The following is a 23,593-nucleotide window of genomic DNA, read 5'->3' on the forward strand; positions in this document are numbered from 1 at the left end:
CTAACCTGCGTGGACAGAACACCTAGCCCCGGCCGGGCCGGGGGCCGCGTGAGCGTTCACGCGGGGTTTACCGCGGCACCGGTGTACCCGGGGGTATCTGAGTAGTCTTCTGCGTCATGGCGACACCCGCGCCCGAGGGCGACGACGACCCCGGGACCCCCTCCACGGTTCAGCACTACATCGACGAGACCCCCTGGTGGCGGGACGGTACCCCGGCGGTCGCGGGCGGCATGACCACCATGCAGGGCAGGATCTTCTGGCTCGCCTCGGCGGGCAAGTTCTTCGAGGGACTGATCGTGTTCCTCATCGGGGTGGCCCTGCCGCTCATCACCGCCTACTGGTCACTCTCGGCGGTGGAGACGGGACTGCTCACCGCGGCGACCCTCGCGGGCATCATGGTCGGGGCCACGGCCCTCGGCGGGTTGTCGGACCGCTTCGGCCGCAAGCAGATGTTCCTCGTCGAGATGGTCCTGTTCACCGTGTTCCTGCTCGGTGCCACCGTGGCACCCGGGTTCGCCGTCTTCCTCGTGTGCCTGTTCGGGATGGGGGTCGCGCTGGGGTGCGACTACCCGACCGCGCACGCGATCCTCTCCGAGACCCAGACCACCGCCGGCCGCGGCCGGAAGGTGCTGTCGGCCTTCGCGTTCCAGGCGGTCGGCGCCGTGGCGGGAACGCTGGTCGGTGTCGCGATCCTCAGCACCACCAGCTCGCTCGACTCCTGGCGACTCATGTTCGGCGTCGTCGTGGTGCCGGCGGCACTGGTCGCCGTCGGCCGGGTGTTCGTCGTCCAGAGTCCGCACTGGCTCGCCAACGTGGGTCGTCGCGCGGAGGCCGAGGTCGAGCTCACCAAGCTCCTCGACCGCACGCCGCGGTACCCCTCGGTCGTGACGCTCTCAGGCGGGCGGGACGGCGGGGCCGGGACCGCGACGAAGGACGTCCGCGCGCTGTTCAGGGCGCCGTGGCGTCGGTCGACAATCCTGGCGTCGGTCCCGTGGTTCCTCCAGGACCTGAGTACCTACGGCATCGGCATCTTCACGCCGACGATCATCGCCACCACCCTCGGGAACGTGGCCAGTAGCGACTCGTCGTCGTCGGCGATCATCCACGAGGACCTGCTCGGCGCCAAGGGTGCCGCGCTCATCGACATCTTCCTCCTGGTGGGCATCCTGGTCGCCATCGTGCTGGTCAACAGGTGGGGTCGCATGCGGCTGCAGATCCTGGGCTTCCTCGGTTGCGCGACCGGGCTCGCCATCGCCGCCTTCTCGACCCTGGCCCACGGGTCGGTGCAGACGGTGCTCGTCTTCACCGGGTTCATCCTGTTCCAGTTCATGACAAACCTCGGTCCCAACTCCATGACCTATGTGGTGGCGGGGGAGGTGTTCCCGACGGCCCTGCGAGGGACGGGGGCGGGCATGGCCGCGTCCATCGCCAAGTCGGGTGCGGTCCTCACCTCGTTCCTCTTCCCGATTCTGCTGGTCTCCTGGGGCACCAGCGTGGTCCTGGCGATCCTGGTGGGGACCTCTCTGCTCGGGGCGGTCATCACGTGGCTGTTCCGGATCGAGACCACCGGCAAGAGCGTCGAGGAGATCGATTCGATGTACGAGCCGCATCCGACGATGACGACGACGACGGAGCCCGCCCAGCAGTGAAACCGGATGGTCCGCCTGTGGCACTGTGGGCGGCATGCCGTCTCCCCGGATCGCCATCACCTTCTGTACGCAGTGCCGGTGGATGCTGCGCGCCCAGTGGTACGCGGGCGAGCTACTCCAGACCTTCGAGGGTGAGATCGGTGAGATCGCGCTCGTGCCCGCCACGGGCGGGACGTTCCGGATCGATGTCGACGGCGAGCAGGTCTGGAACCGCAAGAGGGATGGCGGATTCCCCGAGATCACCGAACTGAAGCGGGCCGTCCGCGATCTGGTCGCTCCGGGCAAGTCGCTCGGTCACGCCGACCGGGTCGGACCCTCCGAGTAACCGGACGGCGCCAGTTCGCCGTGACCGCACCCGGAATCCGCGCGAAGTTCGCCTGCGGGTAAGGAAACTCTGATGTGCTGAGATGCAGGCGGCGGCCGCCGCCACTCGACGACACCAGGGAGAACGACATGTCCAGAAGGCTCCTCACCGTGTGCGGCATGGCCGCCGTCACCCTTCTCGCGGGCGCCGGGACGGCGTCCGCGCAACTCGGCTCCGTCACCGGTTCGCTGCCGGGATCCGCGAGCGGCCCGGTCGGTTCCGTGGCGACCGCGGCGTGCAATGCCGGCAGCGTCGCCAACCTCGCCGGGGCGGGTCTGCCGACCAGTGCGGTCTGTGTGATCGCCCCGGCGCTCGGCGCGTCGATCGACCACCTGCTCGCCGGAGACACCAACGGCTCCGTCGCCGCGCTCGTCGGCGGCGTGCCGGGGGTGGGAAGTGCACTGGAAAGGGTGGTGCCGACCGATTCCGCGGCCGACCTGGTGGACCAGGCACTGGCGGGCATCGACTCCACGTCACTCAACCCCCAGGGCTGAGCGTGCCGCTGGGCGGCCGGTAGGGCCCCGGCGGGCGCCCCGTGGCCGTCGGTGGACGGCCCGGAGGCGGAACCGGCTTTGCACTCAGTGCAAAACTGCTGGCCAAAGCGCGGGTGTGCCGAATTGAAACGCGTTATAGTCCGTCCATGCCCCTCGCACCCGGAACCCCCGCCCCCGATGTGTTCAGCCCGGCGAAGATCGGAAATGTGACGCTGCGCAACCGCATCGTCAAGGCCGCGACGTTCGAGGGCCGCTGCCCCGAGGGTCGGGTCACCGACGAGCTCATCGAGTTCCACGCCGAGTACGCCCGCGGCGGCGTCGGCATGACGACCGTCGCCTACCTGGCCACCTCTCCCGAGGGCCGGACCGACCGGCACCAGTATCACTGGGGTATGAGTGACGGCGGCATGCTCCGCAAGCTCACCGACGCCGTGCACGCCGAGGGTGCGGCCGTCTCCGCGCAGGTCGGCCATGCGGGGGCGGTGGCCAACTCCGCCTCCACCCGGATGCCGGCGATGGGGCCGTCCCGGATCCCGGCCCCCACGGGCATGTCGCTGACCAGGGCCTGCACCGAGGCGGACATCGACCGGATCGTCGAGGACCATGTCCGCGCGGCCCGCGGTGCCGCGGAGGCCGGCTTCGACGCGATCGAGGTGCACTTCGGGCACAACTATCTGGTCAGCGAGTTCCTCAGCCCCCGGCTCAACAAGCGTAAGGACTCCTACGGCGGGTCGCTGGAGAACCGTGCCCGGTTCGCCCGCCGCATCGGCCGCGCCATCCGCGACGCCATGGGGGACCGGATCGCGGTGACCATGAAGCTCAACATGGACGACGGCGTGCCCGGCGGCTTCTGGATCGATGAGGCGGTCCAGGTGGCCCGGTGGATCGAGGAGGACGGCTCGGCGGATGCCCTGGTGATGACCGTGGGCAGCTCGCTGCTCAACCCCATCTACCTCTTCAAGGGTGACGCGCCGCTGCACGAGTTCGCGGCCACCCAGCCGCCGGTGATCAAGCTGGGGATGAAGGTCGTCGGCCCCCGGATGTTCAAGGAGTACCCCTACACCGACGCCTACATGCTCGATGACGCCCGCCAGATCCGCGAGGCCGTCAGCCTGCCGATGATGCTGCTCGGGGGGATCGTCGACCGGCCGTCGATCGACAAGGCGATGAACGCGGGGTTCGAGTTCGTGGCCATGGGACGCGGTCTGCTGCGCGAGCCTGACCTGCCCCTCAAGCTGCAGGCCGACGACCGTCGTCGCTCCCTGTGCGTGCACTGCAACCGGTGCATGGCCACGATCTACAGCGGGAGCCGCTGCGTGTTGCGCGACTACGTCCCGCCCATCCCCGCACGCGCGTGACCCCTGGATGAGACCGGCGTGACGCTACGGTGGGACCCCAGGAGGCCCGCTTGAGCGGTTCGGGCCGGAAGGGAAGCACATGTCGAGGAGACGGATCACCGACTACCGCGGCACGACCTGCGTGGTCACCGGCGCGGCCAGCGGGATCGGCCGCGCCGTGGCGATCCGGTTGGCGGGCGAGGGCGCCTCGCTGGTCCTGACGGACCGTGACGCAGCAGGCCTGGAGACGGCGGCGAGCGCCTGCCGGGACACCGGTGGCACGGTGCTCGCCTCCGAGGTGTTGGACATCACCGACCACGAGGCCGTGATGCGGTTCGGCGAGACCGTCGTCGCCGCCCACGGGGCCCCGCACGCCGTCTTCCACGTCGCGGGAAACTCGGCCTGGGGGCGACCTGACCTCCTCGAACACCGCGTGTGGCGGTCGATGGTCGAGGTCAACCTCATGGGCACCATCCACGTGATCGAGGCGTTCGTCCCGGCGATGATGGCCGCCCGGCGACCCGCGGCCCTGGTCATGGTCTCGTCTGCCGCGGGCCTGCTCGGCCTGCCGTGGCACGCCGCCTACAGCGCCGCCAAGTTCGGCATCCGCGGAATCGCCGAGGTCCTGCGGTTCGATCTGGCGCCCTACGGGATCGGCGTGCACCTGGTGTGCCCCGGTGGCGTGGACACCCCGCTGGTGGAGACCGTGGAGATCGCGGGAGTGGACCGCTCGGATCCGCAGGTCGCCAAGACGGTGGACCAGTTCCGTCGGCATGCCGTCACCCCGGACGTCGCGGCCTCCAAGACGATCGAGGGTGTGCGCAAGGGTCGCTACATCGTCTACACCTCGCCGGACATCAGGCTGGCGTTCGCCGCCCAGAAGTTCGCGCCACCCCTCTACATGCTCGCGATGCGGCTACTGAGCCGCCGGATCAACAAGGCCGGCGAGGGAATCCTCCCGTGAGGGGGATGGAGACCCTCAACGACGCCGCGATCCTGCTGGCCCGGATCGGGCTCGGGGCGGTGTTCGTGGCCCACGGGTGGCAGAAGTTCTTCACGCTGGGATTGGCCCGGGTGGGGGAGCAGTTCGCCGGGTACGGGATCCCGCAGCCGGAGGTCACCGCCGCGGTGGTCGCCGGGGTCGAGCTGATCGCCGGGATCGCGCTCATCGCGGGCATCCTGACCCCACTGGCCGGGATCCTGCTGGCGGTGGACATGGCGGGGGCCCTGTACTTCGTCCACGCCACCAACGGTCCCTTCGTGACCCAGAACGGGTGGGAGCTCGTGGTGGCGCTGGGGGTGGGGGTGCTGCTCATCGCCGCGGTCGGAGCGGGCCGGTTCAGCATCGACAGGGTGCTGGGCGGGTAACCGGCTCAACGCCAGGACGGCAGCCAGAGCTGATGGTTCCATTCCGTCGGGGTGATGGGCATCCCGGACAGGATGGGCAGCATGTAGATGAAGTTGGCCACCACCAGCGCGAGGTAGAGGCACACGATCGCCAGGCCGATGGTCCGCCGACGGGGGGAGTCGTCGGATCTACCGGCGATCTCGCCCAGCACCAGCGCGACCATCATGACGAAGAACGGCACCATCACCGCGGCGTAGAAGAAGTACATCTGGCGGTCGATTTGGAGAAACCACGGCAGGTAGCCGGCCATGTAGCCGACGAGCGGGAACGCATACCGGCCGTCGCGGCAGATCACCGCCCGCCAGAACGCCCACCCGAGGACGGGGATCGCGAGCCACCAGATCGCGGGCGTGCCCAGGAGCATGATCGCGCGGACGCAGGAATCCTGGCCGCAGCCGGTGACGTCCTCGCCCTGTTCCACGTAGTAGAGCATCGGCCGCAGGCTCATCGGCCAGGTCCACGGCTTGGACTCCCACGGGTGTCGATTGCCCGCCGAGGTGGTGAGCGAGGAGTGGAAGCTCAGCACGGAGGATTGGTAATAGAGCCACGACTGCAGGGAGTCGGGCAGCCAGTTGTCCTCCACCTTGGTGCCCACGACGTGCCGGTAGACGGAGTTCTCACTCGCGAACCACGGCAGCCAGGTGAACATCTGGATCAGGACGGGCCAGATGACGAGCGAGAAAAAGGCGGGCACGGAGTCCCACAGGAGGGCGCCCGCCAGGGGCCGCCGGACACCGTAGCGGCTGCGCAGGGCCCAGTCCCACGCCACGGTCATGAGTCCGAAGAACGCGATGAAGTACAGGCCGGACCACTTGACGCCCAGCGCGAGCCCGAGCATGACACCGGCGGTGAACCGCCACCAGCGGAATCCCAGTCGCGGTCCGAAGTCCGACAGGTGGAGCCGGCCGGCGAGAGCGGCCCGGTGCATGCGGCCGCGCATCTGGTCGCGGTCCACCAGCAGGGCGCCGGCGGCGGCGGTGACGAACAGGACCTGGTAGATGTCCAGCATGCCGATGCGCGAGGTCACGAAGGTGACCCCGTCGAGACACAGCAGCAGGCCCGCGATCAGACCCAGCTGAGTGGAACGGGTCAGCCGCCTGGTGATCCGCATGACCATCAGCACCACCAGCACGCCGCAGATCGCGGCGGTGAACCGCCACCCCAGGGGCGTGTAGCCGAAGAGCAGGCCACCGAGCGACTCGATCTGCTTGGCGACGGGCGGGTGGACCACCAGCCCGTAGGCGGGGTTCTCCTCGATCCCCAACTGCGCGATGCTGAACGACTGCGGCGCGTAGTGCTTCTCGTCGAAAACCGGGGTGCCCTCGTCCGTAGCGGAGGTCAGGCCCCAGAAGCGGGAGAGGAAGGCCAGCACCAGGATGACGGCGGTGGCCATCCAGTCGCGGGCGGTGTCGACCGGGCCGGTGTCCGGAACCGGGAGCGGGCGGCCCGGGGATCGCACGCCTGGGGTCGGGGTCACACGGCGAGCATAATGGGGGCCTTCTGGACGTCGGGGAGACGGGCACGGCGAGTGGGTGGGCGCGGACCGGGGATAGTCTGGAGCGCATGACGTCCGGACGTGTCGTGTTGGCCGCCACCCCGATCGGGAACCCGGGCGACGCCTCGGCGCGGTTGCGGGACCTGCTGGCCTCGGCGGACGTGGTGGCCGCCGAGGACACCCGGCGCCTGCGTGGGCTCGCCACCGCGCTGGGTGTGACCATCCGGGGGCGGGTCATGAGCTTCTACGAGCACAACGAGGCGGGTCGCGTCCCCCAGTTGATGGACCGCGTCCGGGCGGGAGACGTGGTGGCCGTGGTCACCGATGCGGGGATGCCCTCGGTGTCCGACCCGGGCTATTCGCTGGTCACCGCGTGTATCGACGCGGACCTGCCGGTGACCTGTCTGCCCGGCCCGTCGGCCGTGACCACCGCGCTGGTCCTCAGCGGCCTACCCGTGGACAGGTTCTGCTTCGACGGCTTCCCCCCGCGCCGGGCGGGTCGCCGGCGGACCTGGTTGGCCCGCCTGGCCGCCGAGGAGCGCACGTGCGCGTTCTTCGAGTCGCCTCACCGGCTCGCCGAGACGCTCGCCGAGGCCGCCGAGGCGTTGGGGCCGGGTCGGCGGGCCGCGGTGTGCCGCGAGCTCACCAAGACCTACGAGGAGGTCCTGCGGGGCACGCTCGGCGACCTGGCCGACCGGACCGCCGACGGGGTGCGCGGGGAGATCGTGGTGGTGATCGAGGGGGCGGACGCCGCCGGCTCTGCCGCCACGACCGAGGACCTGGTGGAGATCGTCGAAGAGCGGGTCGAGGCGGGTGAGCGGCTCAAGGACGCGTGCGCGATCGTCGCGGAGGGGTCGTCGTTGACCAAGCGCGAGCTCTACCAGGCGGTCGTCGACGCGCGGGGCTGACCACCCGCCGTGGCGCGCCGCGCCGACGGCTACCAGGGTGGCGGTCCGCCGCCCCAGGTGAACGCGGCCTTGTGCACGCACTCGTCCCATTCGGCGTCGGGGTCGGAGTCGATGGTGATGCCGCCGCCCACGCCCAGCTCCACGCGCCCGTCGGGGGTGACCTCGAGAGTGCGGATGGCGACCGCGAGCTCGAGGTCCCGGCCCAGGGAGAAGCCGTACGCCCCGCAGTGCAGGCCCCGGGACCGCGGTTCCCACCCGGCTATCAGTTCCCGCGCCCGCGCCTTGGGGGTCCCGGTGACCGAGGCGGGCGGGAACGTGGCCTCCACCAGTGCCGCGTTGTCCGCGGTCGTCAGGGCGGTGACGGTGGAGACCAGGTGGTGTACGCCGGGTGCCGGCCGGACGGCGAGCAGGTCGGTCACGGTCACCGAGCCGACGTCGGCTACGCGTCCGAGGTCGTTGCGGACCAGGTCGACGATCATGATGTTCTCGGCGACGTCCTTGGCCGACCCCAGTAACAGTTCCGGGTCGAGGTCGGCCGACAACGTGCCCTTGATGGGGCTGGAGCGCACCCGGTCACCTCGGCGGACCAGGTACTCCTCAGGTGAGAACCCCAGGACCGCGCCCCACGGACCCTCGAGATACGCCGATCGTGAGGCGGGTGCGTGGCCGGAGATCTCGAGGAAGGTCTCGAGCGGGTCCGCGCGGAGATGTCCGTCCACTCGGGTGCTCAGGCAGGCCTGGTAGACCTCGCCCGCCCGGATCGCCTCGAGGCACTCAACGACCGCCGAGCGGTGAGCCGCCCGGTCCGGGGCGGACCAGTGGGGGAGGCGGTCGGTCCGTGCCTCCTCGCCTCGATCGACACCGTGGTCGCGCATCACCTGGACGGGGTCGGGCGCGTCGCCGTGACGCGACCACCGGCCGTCGCCGTCGAGACAGAGCCATCCGGAGGCCTCGCCGCGCACCGCGGCCGGGAGCGGTGGGGCGGCGCCCGGCACGGTGTCGGGGAAGGAGCGGTAGACGACGACGAGATGGTCACTATCCTCGAGAGCTGCGGGGTGCGCGACGGGCTCGAGGTGCACCGACGGCACCAGCACGGCACGGTGGTCATGCCAGTCGCCGAGGAAGGCGGCGGGGGGCGCCAGACCCAGTGACCGCGACCGACCGTGCAGCGCGCGGAGCAGGTCCGGGACGGCTATCAGACGGTCGGGCACCCGTTCATGCTTACACGCAACTGTGCAGGTGAAGAAGTTGTTACCTTGCACTCTGGGTGAGTTGTTGACAAGGTTTCAAGAATGTCCAGTTCCAGCCAACAGAAGAGTGACCCCGCCTCGACTCCGGCCGCCAAGCCCCGAGCCGACCTCGCCGTGATCATCCCGACCACCGTGATCGCCCTCATCGTGGTGGTCTGGGGCGCGTTCTACACAGCGTCGTTCGAGAACGCCGCGGGTAACGCGTTCTCGCTGGTGGTCGAGACCGTGGGCTGGTTGTTCATCCTGGTCTCCACCACCGTCGTCGCCTACACGATCTACCTCGCGTTCTCGCGCTTCGGCGGCATCCGTCTGGGCGGCGACAACGAGAAGCCGGAGTACTCCACCAAGTCCTGGATCGCGATGATGTTCGCCGCCGGGATGGGCATCGGCCTGATGTTCTACGGTGTCTCCGAGCCGCTCACCCACTACCAGACCCCGCCCCCCGGGCAGGAGCAGCAGTATGACGTGGCCATGGCCACCACGGCCTTCCACTGGACCCTGCACCCGTGGGCCATGTACGCCGTCGTCGGCCTCGCACTCGGACTGGCCGCGTACCGCTTCAAGCGCGGGCATCTGGTCTCCCAGGCGTTCGTCCCGCTCATCGGCCAGAAGCGGGCCAGCGGGTGGATCGGCAAGGTCCTCGACGTGGCGACGGTCGTGGCCACCATCTTCGGCACCGCGGCCTCGCTGGGTCTGGGCGCGCTGCAGATCCGGGCCGGGCTCAACGAGACGGGCGCGGTCGACGGTGGTGGGATCGCTCTCGTGGTGGGTGTGATCGTGGTCCTGGGCCTGGTGTTCCTGGCGTCGGCCGCCTCCGGGATCGGCAACGGTATCCGGATCCTGTCCAACATCAACCTGGTGCTGGCCGTCTCGCTCGCCCTGTTCGTGGCCGTCTTCTCCGGGGCCCTGTTCTTCATGCTCGACCTCATCCCCACCACGATCGGGACCTACTTCTCCGACTTCTTCGAGATGGCCTCCCGCACCGCGGTCAGCGAGAACGGTGAGGCCGCCGGGTGGCTGTCCTCGTGGACCGTCTTCTACTGGGCGTGGTGGATCTCCTGGTCGCCCTTCGTCGGCATGTTCCTCGCCCGGATCAGCCGCGGCCGCACGGTCCGCGAGTTCATCATCGGCGTGGTCCTGGTCCCCAGCACCCTGTCGGTGATCTGGTTCTCCATCTTCGGCGGGTTCGCCCTCTACCTCGAGGAGGCCGGGCGAAGCGTCTTCGGGGACGGTTCTCTCGAACCGCAGCTGTTCAACCTGCTCCGCGAGCTGCCCCTCGCGGGGGTGCTGATGGTGATGGCGATGCTGCTCATCGCCGTCTTCTTCATCACCTCGGCCGACTCGGCGTCGATCGTCATGGGCGGGATGGCCCAGTACGGGATCGAGGAGCCCTCGCGGTGGATCGTCATGCTCATGGGCTCGTTCACGGCCGCGGTCGCGATCATCATGCTGGTGGCCGGTGACGGCGGCGGGAACGCGCTGTCGAGCCTGCAGAACATGACCATCATCGCGGCGTCGCCGTTCGTGCTGGTGTTGATCGCCCTGTGTGTGTCGATCCACAAGTCGCTCTCGCACGATCCGGCGGCCGAGAACGCCTGAGGTGATCGGGGTGTACTCCCGCCACGGAACCCGCGGACGCGACCACTAGTCTGGGACCCATGGCGAAGACAGTCCTCACCGCGGTCGCATGGCCGTACGCGAACGGCCCCCGGCACATCGGTCACGTCTCGGGTTTCGGGGTGCCGTCGGACGTCTTCTCCAGGTACCAGCGGATGGCCGGCAACGACGTCCTGATGGTCTCGGGCACCGACGAGCACGGCACCCCGTTGCTCGTGCAGGCCGAGAAGGAGGGCGTGTCGGTCCAGTCCCTCGCCGACCGGTACAACCGGGTCATCGTCGACGACCTGGCGGGCCTGGGACTGAGCTACGACCTGTTCACCCGGACCACCACCCGGAACCACTACGCGGTGGTCCAGGAGCTGTTCCGTGGTCTGCACAGCAACGGGTACATGGTGGCCAAGACCACCACCGGAGCCGTGAGCCCGTCCACGGGCCGCACCCTGCCGGACCGGTACATCGAGGGCACCTGCCCGATCTGCGGCTACGACGGCGCCCGCGGTGACCAGTGCGACAACTGCGGCAACCAGCTCGATCCGGCGGACCTGAAGAACCCGGTCTCCAAGATCAACGGGGAGACCCCGAAATTCATCGAGACCGAGCACTGGTTCCTCGACCTGCCCGCGCTCGCGGACTCGCTGGGGGACTGGCTCAAGGGGCGCGAGGACTGGCGTCCCAATGTCCTGAAGTTCTCGCTCAACCTCCTCGAGGACCTCCGGCCGCGGGCGATGAGCCGCGACATCGACTGGGGTATCCCGATCCCGGTCGAGGGCTGGCAGGACCGCGGTGACAAGAAGCTCTACGTGTGGTTCGACGCCGTCGTGGGATACCTCTCCGCCTCGATCGAGTGGGCCTGGCGCTCCGGTGAGCCCGAGGCGTGGCGGCGGTGGTGGACCGACCCCGAGGCCGTGTCCCACTACTTCATGGGCAAGGACAACATCACCTTCCACTCGCAGATCTGGCCGGCCGAGCTCATCGGCTACGACGGCCGGGGCGCGCACGGCGGACAGCCGGGGGCGCTCGGCGCACTCAATCTGCCCACAGAGGTGGTCTCGTCCGAGTTCCTCACCATGTCCGGGTCCAAGTTCTCCTCCTCTCGCGGCGTGGTGATCTACGTCCGCGACTTCCTGGCGGAGTACGGCCCCGACTCGCTGAGGTACTTCATCTCGGTGGCGGGGCCGGAGAATCAGGACACCGACTTCACCTGGGACGAGTTCGTCCGACGCACCAACGCCGAGCTCGTGGGCGGCTGGGGCAACCTGGTCAACCGCACGGTGTCGATGGCGCACAAGAACTTCGGCGAGATCCCCCGGCCCGGGACCCTGACCGATCTGGACGCCGAACTGCTGCGCGACGCGGAGGCCGCCTTCGCCACGGTCGGCGGCCATCTCGAGCGGTCCCGCTTCAAGGCCGGCGCCACCGAGGCCATGCGGATCGTCGGCGCCGCCAACCGGTACATCGCGGCCACCGAACCGTGGAAACTCGCCAAGGACCCCGACCAGCGCGAGCGTCTGGGCACCGTCCTGCACACCGCCCTGCAGGTGGTCTCCGACGCCAACACCCTTCTCACCCCGTACCTGCCGTCCGCCGCACAGCAGATCCACGGCGCCATCGGCGGGCAGGGGGTGTGGGCCGCGGCGCCGCAGGTCCACGAGGTGACCGACGACATGCCGGTGGACCTGGTCGGCGCGGGGTTGCCCGAGGCCGGTCGTAGCTATCCCGTGATCATGGGTGACTACGCCTCCGAACAGGCCCGGTGGGCGCGCACCGAGTTGACCCCCGGGACCCCGCTGGCCAAGCCCAACCCCCTGTTCGCCAAGGTCGACCCGGAGCTCGCCGAGACCGGGCCCGCCTGGGCACCGATCCAGCCGGCGGAGTGACCGGGACCCATGGGTAAGCGCAAGCCCCGTCCGACGCCCGTCCTCCCCGAGCCGCTGCCGGGTCTGGTCGACGCCCACACTCACCTGTACTCCTGCGGTCATCGCACCGCGGACGAGGTGCGTGGCGCGGCGGACCGGGCCGCCCTGGCGGGGGTGGCGGCGATGGTGACCGTGGGCGACGACCTGGCCGAGTCCGAGGCCGTGGTGGCGGCCGCCGAGGCCGACGAGCGGGTCTACGCCGCCGTCGCGGTGCACCCCACCCGGGCGCGTGAAGTCACCGACCCGGACCGGGGCCCCGCCGTGCGTGCGCGGCTGCGCGAGTTGGCCTCCCATCCGCGCGTGGTGGCGGTGGGGGAGACCGGTCTGGATCACTACTGGGTGGGCACGATGGAGGGCTGCGCGGACCCGGCCGAGCAGGAGGAGTCCCTGCGCTGGCACGCGGCCCTCGCCGCCGAGGTGGGCAAGTGCCTGATGATCCACAACCGCGACGCCGACGACGACCTGATGCGCGTCCTCGGCGAGGTGGCCGGCCCCGGGTCGGGTATCCCGCAGGTCATGCTGCACTGCTTCTCCTCGCCGATCGACGTGGCCCGGGAGGCGCTGGACCGCGGTTACGTGCTGTCCTTCACCGGCAACGTGACCTTCAAGGCGAACGAGCACCTTCGCGAGGCGGCCCGACTGGCCCCGGCGGGGCAGTTGCTCATCGAGACCGACGCCCCCTACATGGCGCCCGAGCCGTTCCGGGGGGCCCGCAACGAGCCAGGGCTCGTGGGGTACACCGCGCGGGTGGTGGCGCAGGTGCGCGGCCAGACTCCGGAGGAGTTCGTCGCCGAGGTCGCCGACACCGCCCGCGAGGTCTTCGGGCTGACGCTCTGAGTCCGCGTCCGGGTCGCCTGCCCGGTCGTCCGCCCGTCCACCGGCCCGGACCCGGTGGTGTGGCCCGTGTGACTCAAGTGTGCCAAGGGAAGAATGTAACGAAACGTGATCTGGCCACGTTGTCGTCGTCGCATGTCAGGCGCATCACGTTGCCCCTGCGGCGCCGACTCGTTACGCTACCGTGATGAAACGCGGGCGTCCGTACGGGCGCCCGTGGGCTATGCGAGGAGAGAACTGACCAGTGGTTGACGATTCACGGACCGAGACCCCCACGGGCGCGAAAGGCGTCCTGGCCCCGCTCCACCGGATCCACAGGTCGCGCTCCACCATGCTGCGGCTGTCCGTGGCCGGCATGCTCTCGACCCTCGTCGTCGGCGGCGTCGCCGCGCTGGAGCAGCGCACCGCGTTCACCCTCGAGGTGGACGGCGCACCGATCGAACTGGTCACCTTCAAGTCCGACGTACGCGCGGCGATCGAGGGCGCCGGGTACAGCGTCGACGAGCGGGACGTGGTGGTCGCTCCCGGAGACCGGATCGACGACGGCGACACCGTGACCCTGCTCCGTGCCCGCCCCGTGACCGTGGAGGTGGACGGGAGCAGCGAGCAGGTGTGGACCACCGCCACCACGGTCGCCGAGCTGATCGCCGATCGGGACGACGTCCCGCCCCGCAGCTACGTCAGCCCCCGCATCGACGCCGAGGTGCCCCTCGACGGCGCCGAGATCTCCGTGGTGACCCCCCGCGAGCTGCTGCTTTCGGACAACGGCGCCCCCGCCGCCCCGCTCTCCTCACCCGGCGACACCGTCGGTGAGTACCTCGAGCGGGCCGGCGTCACCCTCGGACCGCTCGACACGGTCGAGCCTCCCGCCGACGCCCCCGCCACCCCCGGCACCGAGGTCACCGTGACCCGCGTGACCACCGCCGAGGAGACAGTGGTCGAGCCGTTCGACGTCCCCGAGCAGGCCACGGACGATCCCGAGGCGACCGAGGGCGAGCGGACCGTGGTCGAGCCCGGAGCCCCCGGTGAGCGCGAGGTCCGGTACACCGTGACCCGGGTCAACGGCGTCGAGACCGAACGCGCCCGCGGCGAGGAGAAGGTCCTCACCGAGCCCCGTGCCGCGGTCGTCCGGGTGGGCACCAAGCCCCGCCCCTCGGCTCCCGCGGTCTCGAACGGCGGGGTGTGGGACTCGATCGCCCAGTGCGAATCGAACGGCAACTGGAGCATCAACACCGGCAACGGCTACTCCGGCGGCCTGCAGTTCGCCCCCAGCACGTGGACCGGTCACGGTGGCGGCCAGTACGCCCCCAGCGCCCACCTGGCCACGCGGGAGCAGCAGATCGCGATCGCCGAGAAGGTCCGCGCGTCGCAGGGCTGGGGCGCCTGGCCCGCCTGCACCTCGAAGCTGGGCCTGCGCTGACCGGTACGGACGCGACCTTCCGTGGCGTGGCCGACCCGCTCGGCCCCCACGAGGTGCGCGCGCTCGCCGAGGAGCTGGACCTCAAGCCCACCAAGTCCAAGGGGCAGAACTTCGTCCACGACGCCAACACGGTCCGGCGCATCGTCACCGTCTCCGGGGTGGGGCGCGGCGACACCGTCGTCGAGGTGGGTCCAGGGCTCGGCTCGCTGACGCTCCCGCTACTCGATGCCGCGGGGCGCGTGGTGGCGATCGAGATCGACCCCCTCCTTGCCGGGCGGCTGCCCACCACCGTCGCCGAGCGCGCCCCGGAGCTCGCCGGGAACCTCACCGTCGTGACGGCCGACGCGCTGGCCGTGCGCGGCACCGATCTCGGTGAACCCCGGCCGACCGCCCTCGTGGCCAACCTGCCGTACAACGTCTCCGTCCCCGTCCTGCTGCACCTGTTGGCCGAGGTGCCGACGCTGCGGACCGCGCTGGTGATGGTGCAACTCGAGGTGGCCGACCGGCTGGCCGCCGCCCCCGGGTCCCGCGTCTACGGCGTCCCGAGCGTCAAGGCCGGGTTTTTCGGCACCGTCAGGCGCGTCGGGACCGTCGGGCGCAACGTGTTCTGGCCCGTGCCCAACGTCGAGTCGGGGCTGGTGCGGATCGACGCATACGATAACCCGCCGTGGGACCTGGGCCAGGCGCACCGCACGCGGGTGTTCGCGGTGGCCGACGCCGCCTTCGCGCAACGGCGGAAGACCCTGCGCGCGGCGCTGGCCGGTTGGGCCGGGTCCGCCGCACAGGCCGAACTTGCGCTCGTCGAGGCGGGCTTGGACCCCAGGACACGTGGGGAGCAACTCACGACCGCCGACTACGTGCGCATCGCCGAGGCCGCCGGGCGGCTCGGGATAGGGCCGGCCCACCGCGAGCCGTAGGCTGGTCGGCGTGCCTCGTGACGTCTCCACCCCCGCCGGCGCGCGCGCCGTGACGGCCGTCGCCCCCGCCAAGATCAACCTCCACCTGGGGGTCGGTGATCTGCGCGCGGACGGATTCCACGACCTGCTCACCGTGTATCGGGCCGTGGACTTGTGGGAACAGGTCACGGTCGCGCTGGTCGACGGCGACGGCGCTGGCGACGACAGTGACGGCGAGGTGATCGTCTCCGGGCCCGGTGCGGACCAGGTGCCCACGGACCGGAGCAACCTCGCCGCCAGGGCGGTCGACCTGCTCCGCGGCGAGGCCGGGGTCGATGCGCGGTTGTCGATCAGGATCGTCAAGGGCGTCCCCGTGGCCGGCGGGATGGCGGGCGGGAGCGCGGACGCCGCGGCCGCGCTCGTGGCCACGGACCGACTGCTGGGACTGGGACTGGGGCGGGCGGCGCTCGAGTCACTGGCCGCCCGCCTGGGCAGCGACGTGCCGTTCTGCCTCCGCGGCGGCACGGCGCTCGGCACCGGCCGGGGGGAGAAGCTCGCCCCGCTGCTGCACGCCCGGGCCGAACAGCACATCGTGGTGGCCCTCGCCGACGGCGGCCTGTCCACCCCGGTGGTCTTCGCCGAGCTCGACCGGCTGCGCGCGGAGGGAGGCACCGGCCGCGAACTGCCCCGGGCAGGAAGCGTCGACGCACTGGTCGAGGCGCTCGCCGGCGACGACCCGGCGGGTGTGGCGGGAAACCTCGCCAACGACCTCGAACCCGCCGCCCTCTCGCTGATGCCGGCCCTGCGCAAGACTCTCCGGGCCGGAGCCGAGGCGGGTGCCCTGCACGGTATGGTCTCCGGCTCCGGCCCCACCTGCCTGTTCTTCTGCGCCCACCGCGAGCAGGCGATCGCGGTGGCCACCGAGGTGAGCGAGACCGGCGTCGCGCGCGAGGTCCGACTCACCCGCGGCCCCGTCGCCGGCGCCCACGTCATAGACAACCCGCAACAGACACCGGAGCAGTAATGGCCCCCACCAACCTCATCAACCTCGAGCAGGGGTCGGTGTCCTTCGGGATCCGACAGGTGCTCGACGACGTCTCCCTGGGCGTCAATGCCGGCGACCGCATCGGCGTGGTCGGTCTGAACGGCGGCGGCAAGACCACGCTTCTCGAGATCCTCACCGGCGTGGCCGAGCCGGACACCGGGCGGGTCTCGCGCGTGAGCGGCCTGCGACTGGCCGTGGTGACCCAGCGGACCGAGCTGGCCGCCGACACCGTGGGCGAGGCCGTGCTCGGCGGTCTGGGCGTGGCCACGCACGAGTGGGCGGGGGATGCGAGGATCCGCGCCGTGCTCGACGGGATCGGCATCCACGACCTGGGCCTGGACACCGCGGTGGGGGACCTGTCCGGCGGCGAGCGGCGGCGGGTCTCACTCGCCGCCGCGCTGGTCCAGGACCTGGACCTGCTGGTACTGGACGAGCCGACCAACCACCTCGATGTCGAAGGGGTGCAGTGGCTCGCCGATCACCTCCGCTCGCGGTCCTCCGCCCTCGTCGTGGTCACCCACGACCGGTGGTTCCTCGACACCGTCGCCACCCACACCTGGGAGGTTGTCGACGGCCGGGTCGAGCAGTTCGAGGGCGGGTACAACGACTGGGTCTTCGCCCGCGCCGAGCGGGACCGTCAGGCCGCCGCCTCCGAGTCCCGCCGGCAGAACCTCATGCGCAAGGAGCTCGCCTGGCTGCGCCGCGGCGCACCGGCGCGGACCTCCAAGCCGCGGTACCGCATCGAGGCCGCGGAGGCGCTGATCAAGGACGTGCCGCCGCCCCGGGACTCCCTACGCCTGTCGAGCTTCGCGGCCCGGAGGCTCGGCAAGGTGGTGATCGAGCTCGAGGAGGCCCGTCTCGACGCCCCCGACGGCCGCACCCTCGTCGAGGACCTGACCTGGCGTCTGGCCCCCGGTGAGCGACTCGGCCTGGTCGGTGTCAACGGTTCCGGCAAGACGACCCTGTTGCGCGCCCTCGCCGGTGAGGCCCCGCTCGCCGCCGGCCGCCGCAAGGAGGGCAAGACCGTCCGCATCGGGTGGCTCAAGCAGGAGCTCGACGATCTGCCGCTGGATCAGCGGGTGCTCGAGGCCATAGAGGACGTGGCCGCACGCGTCGCGTTCGGTGACATCGAGCTGAGCGCTTCCCAGCTGGCCGAGCGTCTCGGCTTCACCCCGGCCCGCCAGCGCACGCCGGTCGGGGACCTCTCCGGCGGCGAGCGGCGGCGACTGCAGCTCACTCGGGTGCTCATGGACGAGCCCAACGTGCTGTTGCTCGACGAGCCCACCAACGACCTCGACATCGACACGCTCCGCCAGCTCGAGGACCTGCTCGACGGCTGGCCCGGCACGATGGTCGTGATCTCCCACGACCGCTACCTCGTCGAGCGAATCTGTGACTCGGTGTGGGCCCTGTTCGGCGACGGCGGGCTCACCAACCTTCCGCGGGGGATCGACGAGTACCTCGAGCGCCGCGCCCGCGCCGGGGCGGCGGGCGACTCGGGCAAGGTCCTGCGCGAGGCGGGCTCCGGGTCCGGTGCAGGCTCGGCGTCCGCTGCGCCCGCCGGGTCCGGTCTCAGCTCGGGCGAGGAGCGGGCGCTGCGCAAGGAGATGTCCAAGATCGAGCGCCAGATGCTCAAGCTCGACACGCGACAGGCCGCCCTTCACGAGGCCCTCACCGCGGCCGCAGGAGAAGCTCTCGACACGGAGAAGCTCGCCTCCCTCGACCGCGATCTCAAAGAGGTGACGGCGGAGAAGGAGCAGCTCGAGGAACGCTGGATGGAGATCGGCGAGCAGATAGAGGGCTGACCCGCAGACCGACGGATAGAGCCTCGCGAAGGGACTCCACGTCCGTGAGGTCGGGCAGGACGGCGTGGGCTCCGGCCGCGCGCAACTCGTCAGCGGTGACCCGGCCGGTGGCGACCGCGACGCAGTGTGCGCCCGCATCGAGTGCCCCGCGCACGTCGTGGACGTGGTCCCCGATCACCACAGTGGTGCCGGCGGAGACGTCGAGCCCGAGGTCGCGGGCCGTGGCGATCGCCCCGCGCACGAGGTCGGCGCGGTCGGCGTGGTGATCACCGAACGCGCCCAACCGAGGATCCGGCAGGCCGTCGAAACCGCACAACCGGAGCTTGAGCAGCGCCGTCCGCCGCATGTTGCCGGTGACGATCCCCTGGCGCACCCCGGCCACGGAGGCGAGGGCCCGCACCGCCTCGTGCGCGCCCGGTAGAGGACCGCCGCCCGCGTCGAGCAGATCCTGACCGTGGGTCTCGCACCTCTCGGCGACTGCGTGGAGGAGGCGGCTGACGAGCTCGTCGCGCGGCTCGACACCGTTTCTCGCGAGCAGGTCGGTGCAGATCGCGCGGTCCGTCCGTCCGGCGAAGGAAGTGCCCATGATCGGCTCCCGACCCACCATCTCGGCGAGAGCGGGCCCGATCATCCGCGAACCGAACCCGGCGGGGTCGAGCAGAGTGAGGTCGAGGTCCCACAGGACCAGCCGGGTGCTCACGACGACGAGGTGAACAGCGGCGCCAGCCAGGCGGTGAGGAAGGCCCGGAGCTCGGCGTCGGAGCGGGAGTCGGGATGGTCGAGCACGATCACCGACCAGCCGATGTGGACGCCGACGTCGGCGAGGAAGTCGATTCTGTCGGCGTACTCGGGGAATCGCTCCAGCGCCGGTCTCAACAGCTGAGCTGTGTAGCCGAGGGATCTGTCGGTGGCTCCGGGATGGTGGATCGGGTTGCCCTCGCCGGAGAGCGTCAGCGCGTGGAGGAGCGGGTCGCCGAGGATCCTGCTCCGGGACACGATCACCATCTCCACCAGGAGTTCGAGCAGCGAGTCCGCCGAGTCGATGAGCGACTCGTAGGCCCCGAGGAGTGCGGTGAGCTGATGGGTTATCGTCTCGCTGACGAGTTCCTCACGGGTGCCGAAGATCGAGTACACGGTCTGTCGACTCACCCCGGCCCGCTTGGCCACCACAGCGATGTTGACGCCCTCGAAGCCCACCTCGCCGATCACGCGGCGGGTGGCGTCGAGGATGTTCTCGCGGGACCTCACACCATCCATTATCCCGGTGGCCGCCACCGGTTCCGGGCATTCCAGGCTGATGACGGTGTGCACATGCTTCCGGAAGGCCTCGCCCGCTGCTCGCTCGAACGGCCTCGACCACTGCCTCCTCAGAAGATCGCGCCCACATCGTGGCGGACGATCCGGTCGAGGGCGCGCTCGGCGATCGCCGCGATGGTCAGTGACGGATTGCAGGCGGCGGTGGTGCCCGGGATGAGGGCCCCGTCGACGACGTACAGGCCCCGCTGGCCCAGGACCCGCCCGTCGAGGTCGCAGACCTGCTCCATGGCCGCGCCGCCGAGCGGGTGCCAGGTGGAATTGACGATGGCGTTGGTGTCGGTGAGGTGGCCGGTCGGACCGATGATGGCGCGGGCGGTGGGCTCGATGTGACCGCGCAGGATGCCCGCGTCGCCTGCCGCCGGCCAGCGGATGACGCCGCGGTCCTGCGCTGAGTCGTAGACGATCCGGCCGCGGTCGGCGCTCACCCCGTACCCGACCATCATCGTGGTGTGCACATCCGTACCGAACGCGGGGATCGACGCCTGGATGAGGGTGTGCGCGGTGGTGGGGTCCGACCAGTTGAGGCTGCCGTAGATCACCGGCCCGCCCTGGACGGCGCCGAATCCGGCGGTGGGGTCGGTCCAGGTGTAGATCCGGTCGGCGTTGGTGCCCCAGCCGCTGCCGACGGCGTCGGGGAGGTCGGTGAGCGTGCCGGTGGCGGAGGCTCGGGTGAGCAGTGTGGAGGTGCCCACCGACCCGGCACCCAGCATGACCGCGGGTGCGCGCATCGCCAGCGTCTTGAGGAGACGTCCGGCGGTGTCGAGGACCTCGACGTCCAGCTCCCAGCGTCCGTCGGGCAGCCGCCGCATGGCGCGGACGTCGTGCAGCGGTCGGACGTCGACGAGTCCCGTGGCCTCGGCGTCGGCGAGGTACGTCACGTCGACGGTGTGCTTGCCGCCGTTGTTGACGCCGAGCGCGCCCGAGCTGTCGGTGTAGGAGGGCCGCATCTCGCCGCGCAGCTCGGCCAGCGCGTAGTCCCAGTCGATGGGCATGGGGATCTTGCGCAGGGGCAGACCGGCGGCCCGGACCCGCTGGGCGAAGACGCGGGCAGCCGCGTACCGGGGGGAGTCGATGAGTTCGTCCGGGGCCTCGGCCAGGCGGAGCATCCGGGAGACCCGGGGGAAGTACTCCCGCTCCATCTCGCGCCAGTCGATCCCGCCCGGGAACCAGGTCTGGAACAACTCCTCGCTGGGCTGGAGCGACATGCCCTGGTAGATGAGGGACCCGCCTCCGACGCCGGTGGCGCACACGGAGGTCATGTTCTCGCCCACGGAGGCGTCGAGCAGTCCGGTGTAGCGCGGCAGGTCCACGGGACGGCCGAAGACCTCGGGTGCGGAGCGGAACCACAGGATGCGCTCGTCGGGGGCGCTGACGCTGGGGTAGGTGGTCGAGTCGGGGCCGGTGGGCCAGCGGCGACCTCGTTCCATGACGACGACGGGGACGCCCGCCTGGGCGAGCCGGAGTGCCGCGACGCCGCCACCGAACCCGCTGCCCACCACGAGGACCCGGTGGTCCTGCACCTCGTGGGGGATTCGTCCGGGGCCTGCGGGTGCGGGGTTCGCGGGGTCGGTCACCTGGCCGGCGGCGAGGGGGTCGGCCACGAGTGCTGCAACCCCGGCGGCGGCGAGTGAGCCGAGGAACCCTCGGCGGGTGAGAGTCGTCATGTCGCCTTACCGTCAGGAACGCGAGTGGAGAGGTGACGTGTGTCACCCTCGCAGAAAACTAGACAGAACCCTCCATGACTGTCAAGTTCATCCTCCGGGCCCGGCGCGCCCCCCGCGGTCGTACTATCGGTGGAATGAGCGGTGAGAAGAACGGCAAGAAGGACGCCAAGAAGGCTCGCCCCAAGGCCGCCTCGGGCTCGGCGGGTAAGGACGCGGCGGGTAAGAGGTCGAGCACCAAGAACCTGCTCCCCAGCGGGCTCGAGAAGCTGCCCAAGAAGGCCTACGAGGCCGAGCTGGAGCGCTTGCAGGCCGAGCTCGTGGAGATGCAGGCCTGGCTCAAGGAGACGGGCAACCGGCTCGTGGTGGTGTTCGAGGGCCGCGACGCCGCAGGAAAAGGGTCGGCGATCAAGCGGATCACCCAGTACCTCAACCCTCGGTTCGCCCGCGTGGTCGCACTGCCCGCGCCGACCGAGGTGCACAAGACGCAGTGGTACTTCCAGCGCTACGTCGAGCACCTGCCGGCAGCCGGTGAGATCGTGATCTTCGACCGCTCCTGGTACAACCGGGCCGGCGTGGAGCGCGTGATGGGCTTCTGTACGACCGACGAGTACCGCCGTTTCCTGCACCAGGCGCCGATCTTCGAGCGCCTGCTCGTGGAGGACGGGATCATGCTGCGCAAGTACTGGTTCTCCGTGTCGGACGAGGAGCAGGAGCGCCGGTTCCGCTCCCGGCACGACGATCCCATGCGCCGGTGGAAGCTCTCGCCGATGGACCTGGAGTCGATCAACCGGTGGGAGGCCTACAGCCGGGCCAAGGACGAGATGTTCATCCACACCGACATCCCGGAGGCGCCCTGGTACACGGTCGAGTCCGAGGACAAGAAGCGGTCGCGGATCAACGTGATCTCCCACCTGCTCTCCACCGTCCCGTGGGAGAAGCTGGAGCCGCCGACCTTCGAGATCCCGGAGCGACCCGAGGGTGCCAACTACGAGCGGCCGCCGCGCGAGGAGTTCAAGTACGTCCCGGACGTAGCATCGGAGTTGCTCTGAGGCGAGGCGGGGGCGACCTAGGTAGGAATTCCTAGTATCCCGGCGACGTCGGGTGACCGGCCTGACACACTGGGGGCATGAGCGAATTCGTCACCACCCGGCGAGAAGGCCGGATGCAGCACATCGTCCTGGACCGCCCCAAGGCCCTGAACTCCCTCGACCTGCCCATGTGCCGGGCCCTGCACTCCGCCCTGGACGCCGCCTCGCAGGACTCGGGCGTGGAAGCCGTCGTCACCACGAGCACCTCGGAGAAGGCGTTCTGCGCGGGCGGCGACATCCGCGCCCTGCGCGACGCCGCGGCCGCCGGGGAGCACCAGACCAACCGGGAGTTCTTCTCCGAGGAGTACGCGATGGACCTCGCGTACCACACCCACCGGGTGCCCACGGTCGCGGTGATCCACGGCGTCGCGATGGGCGGCGGCCTCGGGATCTCCATCAACGGTTCGCATCGCGTGGTCACCACCAAGGTCATGATGGCTATGCCCGAGACGGCGATCGGGTTCGTCCCCGACGTCGGCGCCAGTCACTTCCTCCCCCGGCTGTGCGGCGGCGGGACCCGCGGTCTGGCGGTGGGGATCTACCTCGGCACCACCGGGGTCCGGATGAATTCCGCCGACGCCCTCTACACGGGTCTGGCCACCCATCTGATCGACGACGCCGACCGCGACGCCTTCGTCGCCGCCATCGGATCCGACGGCCTCGACGCCGCCCTCGAGCGACACGGCCTCGAGCACGCGGCGGCGGGGGAGTCCGCGGTCGAGCAGCACATCGACCGGATCGAGGACGTCTTCGGCCGCGGCACCGCGCAGGAGATGGTCGACGCCCTGGAGTCCGGCCCGCAGGACGAGTGGGCCACCGCGACCCTAGGGATGCTGCGGTCCCACTGCCCGACGTCCGTCGTCGCCACCATCGAGCTGCTCCGCGCCGGCGCCGCCGCGGGCGATCTCCGCGAATGCCTCGACAACGAGCTGGAGCTGGGCGGATGGATCACCGCCCGTCCGGACTTCATCGAGGGAGTGCGGGCCGTGGTGATCGACAAGGACCGCGATCCCACGTGGGATCCGGCCGACCTCGACGACGTCGACGTCGACGCCATCCGTTCGGCGCTGAACGGGGGCTGAC

General features: G+C 70.5%; 21 protein-coding genes. 16 read left to right on the forward strand and 5 right to left on the reverse strand.

What is annotated here, in order from left to right:
- Positions 1-116 precede the first annotated feature (116 nt).
- The 6 genes from H483_RS37165 to H483_RS37185 all read left to right on the forward strand — a co-directional run bounded on the left by H483_RS37165 (position 117) and on the right by H483_RS37185 (position 5,212).
- Positions 117-1,649 (forward strand): MFS transporter, encoded by a 1,533-nt coding sequence (locus H483_RS37165; RefSeq protein ID WP_017838480.1) that lies wholly within the window; start codon positions 117-119, stop codon positions 1,647-1,649.
- A 34-nt stretch (positions 1,650-1,683) separates the two neighbouring features.
- Entirely contained in the window at positions 1,684-1,974 is a 291-nt protein-coding gene (locus tag H483_RS37170) for a SelT/SelW/SelH family protein (protein WP_017838481.1), read from the forward strand.
- A 128-nt stretch (positions 1,975-2,102) separates the two neighbouring features.
- Positions 2,103-2,507, forward strand: coding sequence for a hypothetical protein (locus tag H483_RS0120285; RefSeq protein WP_017838482.1), 405 nt, complete (start codon positions 2,103-2,105; stop codon positions 2,505-2,507).
- A 146-nt stretch (positions 2,508-2,653) separates the two neighbouring features.
- Entirely contained in the window at positions 2,654-3,865 is a 1,212-nt protein-coding gene (locus tag H483_RS37175) for an NADH:flavin oxidoreductase (protein ID WP_017838483.1), read from the forward strand.
- A 79-nt stretch (positions 3,866-3,944) separates the two neighbouring features.
- Entirely contained in the window at positions 3,945-4,808 is an 864-nt protein-coding gene (locus H483_RS37180) for an SDR family oxidoreductase (RefSeq protein WP_017838484.1), read from the forward strand.
- Between the two features lie 5 nt (positions 4,809-4,813).
- On the forward strand, positions 4,814-5,212 hold the full coding sequence (locus H483_RS37185) for a DoxX family protein (protein WP_017838485.1): 399 nt from the start codon (positions 4,814-4,816) through the stop codon (positions 5,210-5,212).
- Between the two features lie 5 nt (positions 5,213-5,217).
- Here the strand turns inward: H483_RS37185 and H483_RS37190 are convergent, their stop codons facing one another.
- Positions 5,218-6,729 (reverse strand): dolichyl-phosphate-mannose--protein mannosyltransferase, encoded by a 1,512-nt coding sequence (locus H483_RS37190; protein ID WP_031265364.1) that lies wholly within the window; start codon positions 6,727-6,729, stop codon positions 5,218-5,220.
- Positions 6,730-6,815: 86 nt separating this feature from the next.
- Between H483_RS37190 and rsmI the strand changes: the two genes are divergently transcribed.
- On the forward strand, positions 6,816-7,655 hold the full coding sequence (gene rsmI / locus H483_RS37195) for a 16S rRNA (cytidine(1402)-2'-O)-methyltransferase (RefSeq protein WP_017838487.1): 840 nt from the start codon (positions 6,816-6,818) through the stop codon (positions 7,653-7,655).
- A 29-nt stretch (positions 7,656-7,684) separates the two neighbouring features.
- On the opposite strand, the gene H483_RS37200 is transcribed toward rsmI, so the two are convergent.
- Positions 7,685-8,866, reverse strand: coding sequence for an aminodeoxychorismate synthase component I (locus H483_RS37200; RefSeq protein ID WP_017838488.1), 1,182 nt, complete (start codon positions 8,864-8,866; stop codon positions 7,685-7,687).
- 81 nt (positions 8,867-8,947) lie between these two features.
- Here H483_RS37200 and H483_RS37205 point away from each other — a divergent pair, with 81 nt between their 5' ends.
- The 7 genes from H483_RS37205 (at position 8,948) to H483_RS37235 (ending at position 18,441) form a co-directional block, all read left to right on the forward strand.
- The gene (locus tag H483_RS37205) at positions 8,948-10,504 is read left to right on the forward strand and encodes a BCCT family transporter (protein ID WP_017838489.1); all 1,557 of its coding nucleotides are present in this window, start codon (positions 8,948-8,950) and stop codon (positions 10,502-10,504) included.
- Between the two features lie 59 nt (positions 10,505-10,563).
- Positions 10,564-12,402: a methionine--tRNA ligase gene (metG, locus tag H483_RS37210; RefSeq protein WP_017838490.1), complete on the forward strand. Its 1,839-nt coding sequence runs from the start codon at positions 10,564-10,566 to the stop codon at positions 12,400-12,402.
- Positions 12,403-12,411: 9 nt separating this feature from the next.
- On the forward strand, positions 12,412-13,278 hold the full coding sequence (locus H483_RS37215) for a TatD family hydrolase (protein WP_017838491.1): 867 nt from the start codon (positions 12,412-12,414) through the stop codon (positions 13,276-13,278).
- Positions 13,279-13,519: 241 nt separating this feature from the next.
- Positions 13,520-14,695 carry a resuscitation-promoting factor gene (locus tag H483_RS37220; RefSeq protein WP_017838492.1) on the forward strand — a complete coding sequence of 392 codons (1,176 nt, stop codon included), beginning with the start codon at positions 13,520-13,522 and terminating at the stop codon, positions 14,693-14,695.
- Complete coding sequence (rsmA, locus tag H483_RS37225) at positions 14,692-15,612, forward strand: 16S rRNA (adenine(1518)-N(6)/adenine(1519)-N(6))-dimethyltransferase RsmA (protein ID WP_042330380.1); 921 nt, start codon at positions 14,692-14,694, stop codon at positions 15,610-15,612. The genes H483_RS37220 and rsmA overlap by 4 nt, the downstream gene beginning before the upstream one ends.
- Positions 15,613-15,622: 10 nt before the next feature.
- Positions 15,623-16,615 carry a 4-(cytidine 5'-diphospho)-2-C-methyl-D-erythritol kinase gene (locus H483_RS37230; protein WP_017838494.1) on the forward strand — a complete coding sequence of 331 codons (993 nt, stop codon included), beginning with the start codon at positions 15,623-15,625 and terminating at the stop codon, positions 16,613-16,615.
- Positions 16,615-18,441: an ABC-F family ATP-binding cassette domain-containing protein gene (locus tag H483_RS37235; protein WP_017838495.1), complete on the forward strand. Its 1,827-nt coding sequence runs from the start codon at positions 16,615-16,617 to the stop codon at positions 18,439-18,441. Before H483_RS37230 ends, H483_RS37235 begins: the two co-directional genes overlap by 1 nt.
- Here H483_RS37235 and H483_RS37240 read toward each other — a convergent pair.
- From H483_RS37240 to H483_RS37250, 3 genes are all read right to left on the reverse strand, one after another.
- Positions 18,368-19,141 (reverse strand): HAD family hydrolase, encoded by a 774-nt coding sequence (locus tag H483_RS37240; RefSeq protein WP_017838496.1) that lies wholly within the window; start codon positions 19,139-19,141, stop codon positions 18,368-18,370. The two genes, H483_RS37235 and H483_RS37240, sit on opposite strands and share 74 nt — an antisense overlap.
- On the reverse strand, positions 19,138-19,689 hold the full coding sequence (locus tag H483_RS37245; protein WP_031265370.1) for a TetR/AcrR family transcriptional regulator: 552 nt from the start codon (positions 19,687-19,689) through the stop codon (positions 19,138-19,140). The genes H483_RS37240 and H483_RS37245 overlap by 4 nt, the downstream gene beginning before the upstream one ends.
- 119 nt (positions 19,690-19,808) lie before the next feature.
- Positions 19,809-21,422, reverse strand: coding sequence for a GMC oxidoreductase (locus H483_RS37250; RefSeq protein WP_017838498.1), 1,614 nt, complete (start codon positions 21,420-21,422; stop codon positions 19,809-19,811).
- 134 nt (positions 21,423-21,556) lie between these two features.
- Here H483_RS37250 and ppk2 point away from each other — a divergent pair, with 134 nt between their 5' ends.
- On the forward strand, positions 21,557-22,471 hold the full coding sequence (ppk2, locus tag H483_RS37255; RefSeq protein ID WP_017838499.1) for a polyphosphate kinase 2: 915 nt from the start codon (positions 21,557-21,559) through the stop codon (positions 22,469-22,471).
- Between the two features lie 77 nt (positions 22,472-22,548).
- On the forward strand, positions 22,549-23,592 hold the full coding sequence (locus tag H483_RS37260; RefSeq protein ID WP_017838500.1) for an enoyl-CoA hydratase/isomerase family protein: 1,044 nt from the start codon (positions 22,549-22,551) through the stop codon (positions 23,590-23,592).
- Position 23,593: the final 1 nt, after the last annotated feature.

This window comes from Dietzia sp. UCD-THP (assembly GCF_000349585.1).
In the GTDB taxonomy this organism is placed as follows: domain Bacteria; phylum Actinomycetota; class Actinomycetes; order Mycobacteriales; family Mycobacteriaceae; genus Dietzia; species Dietzia natronolimnaea_A.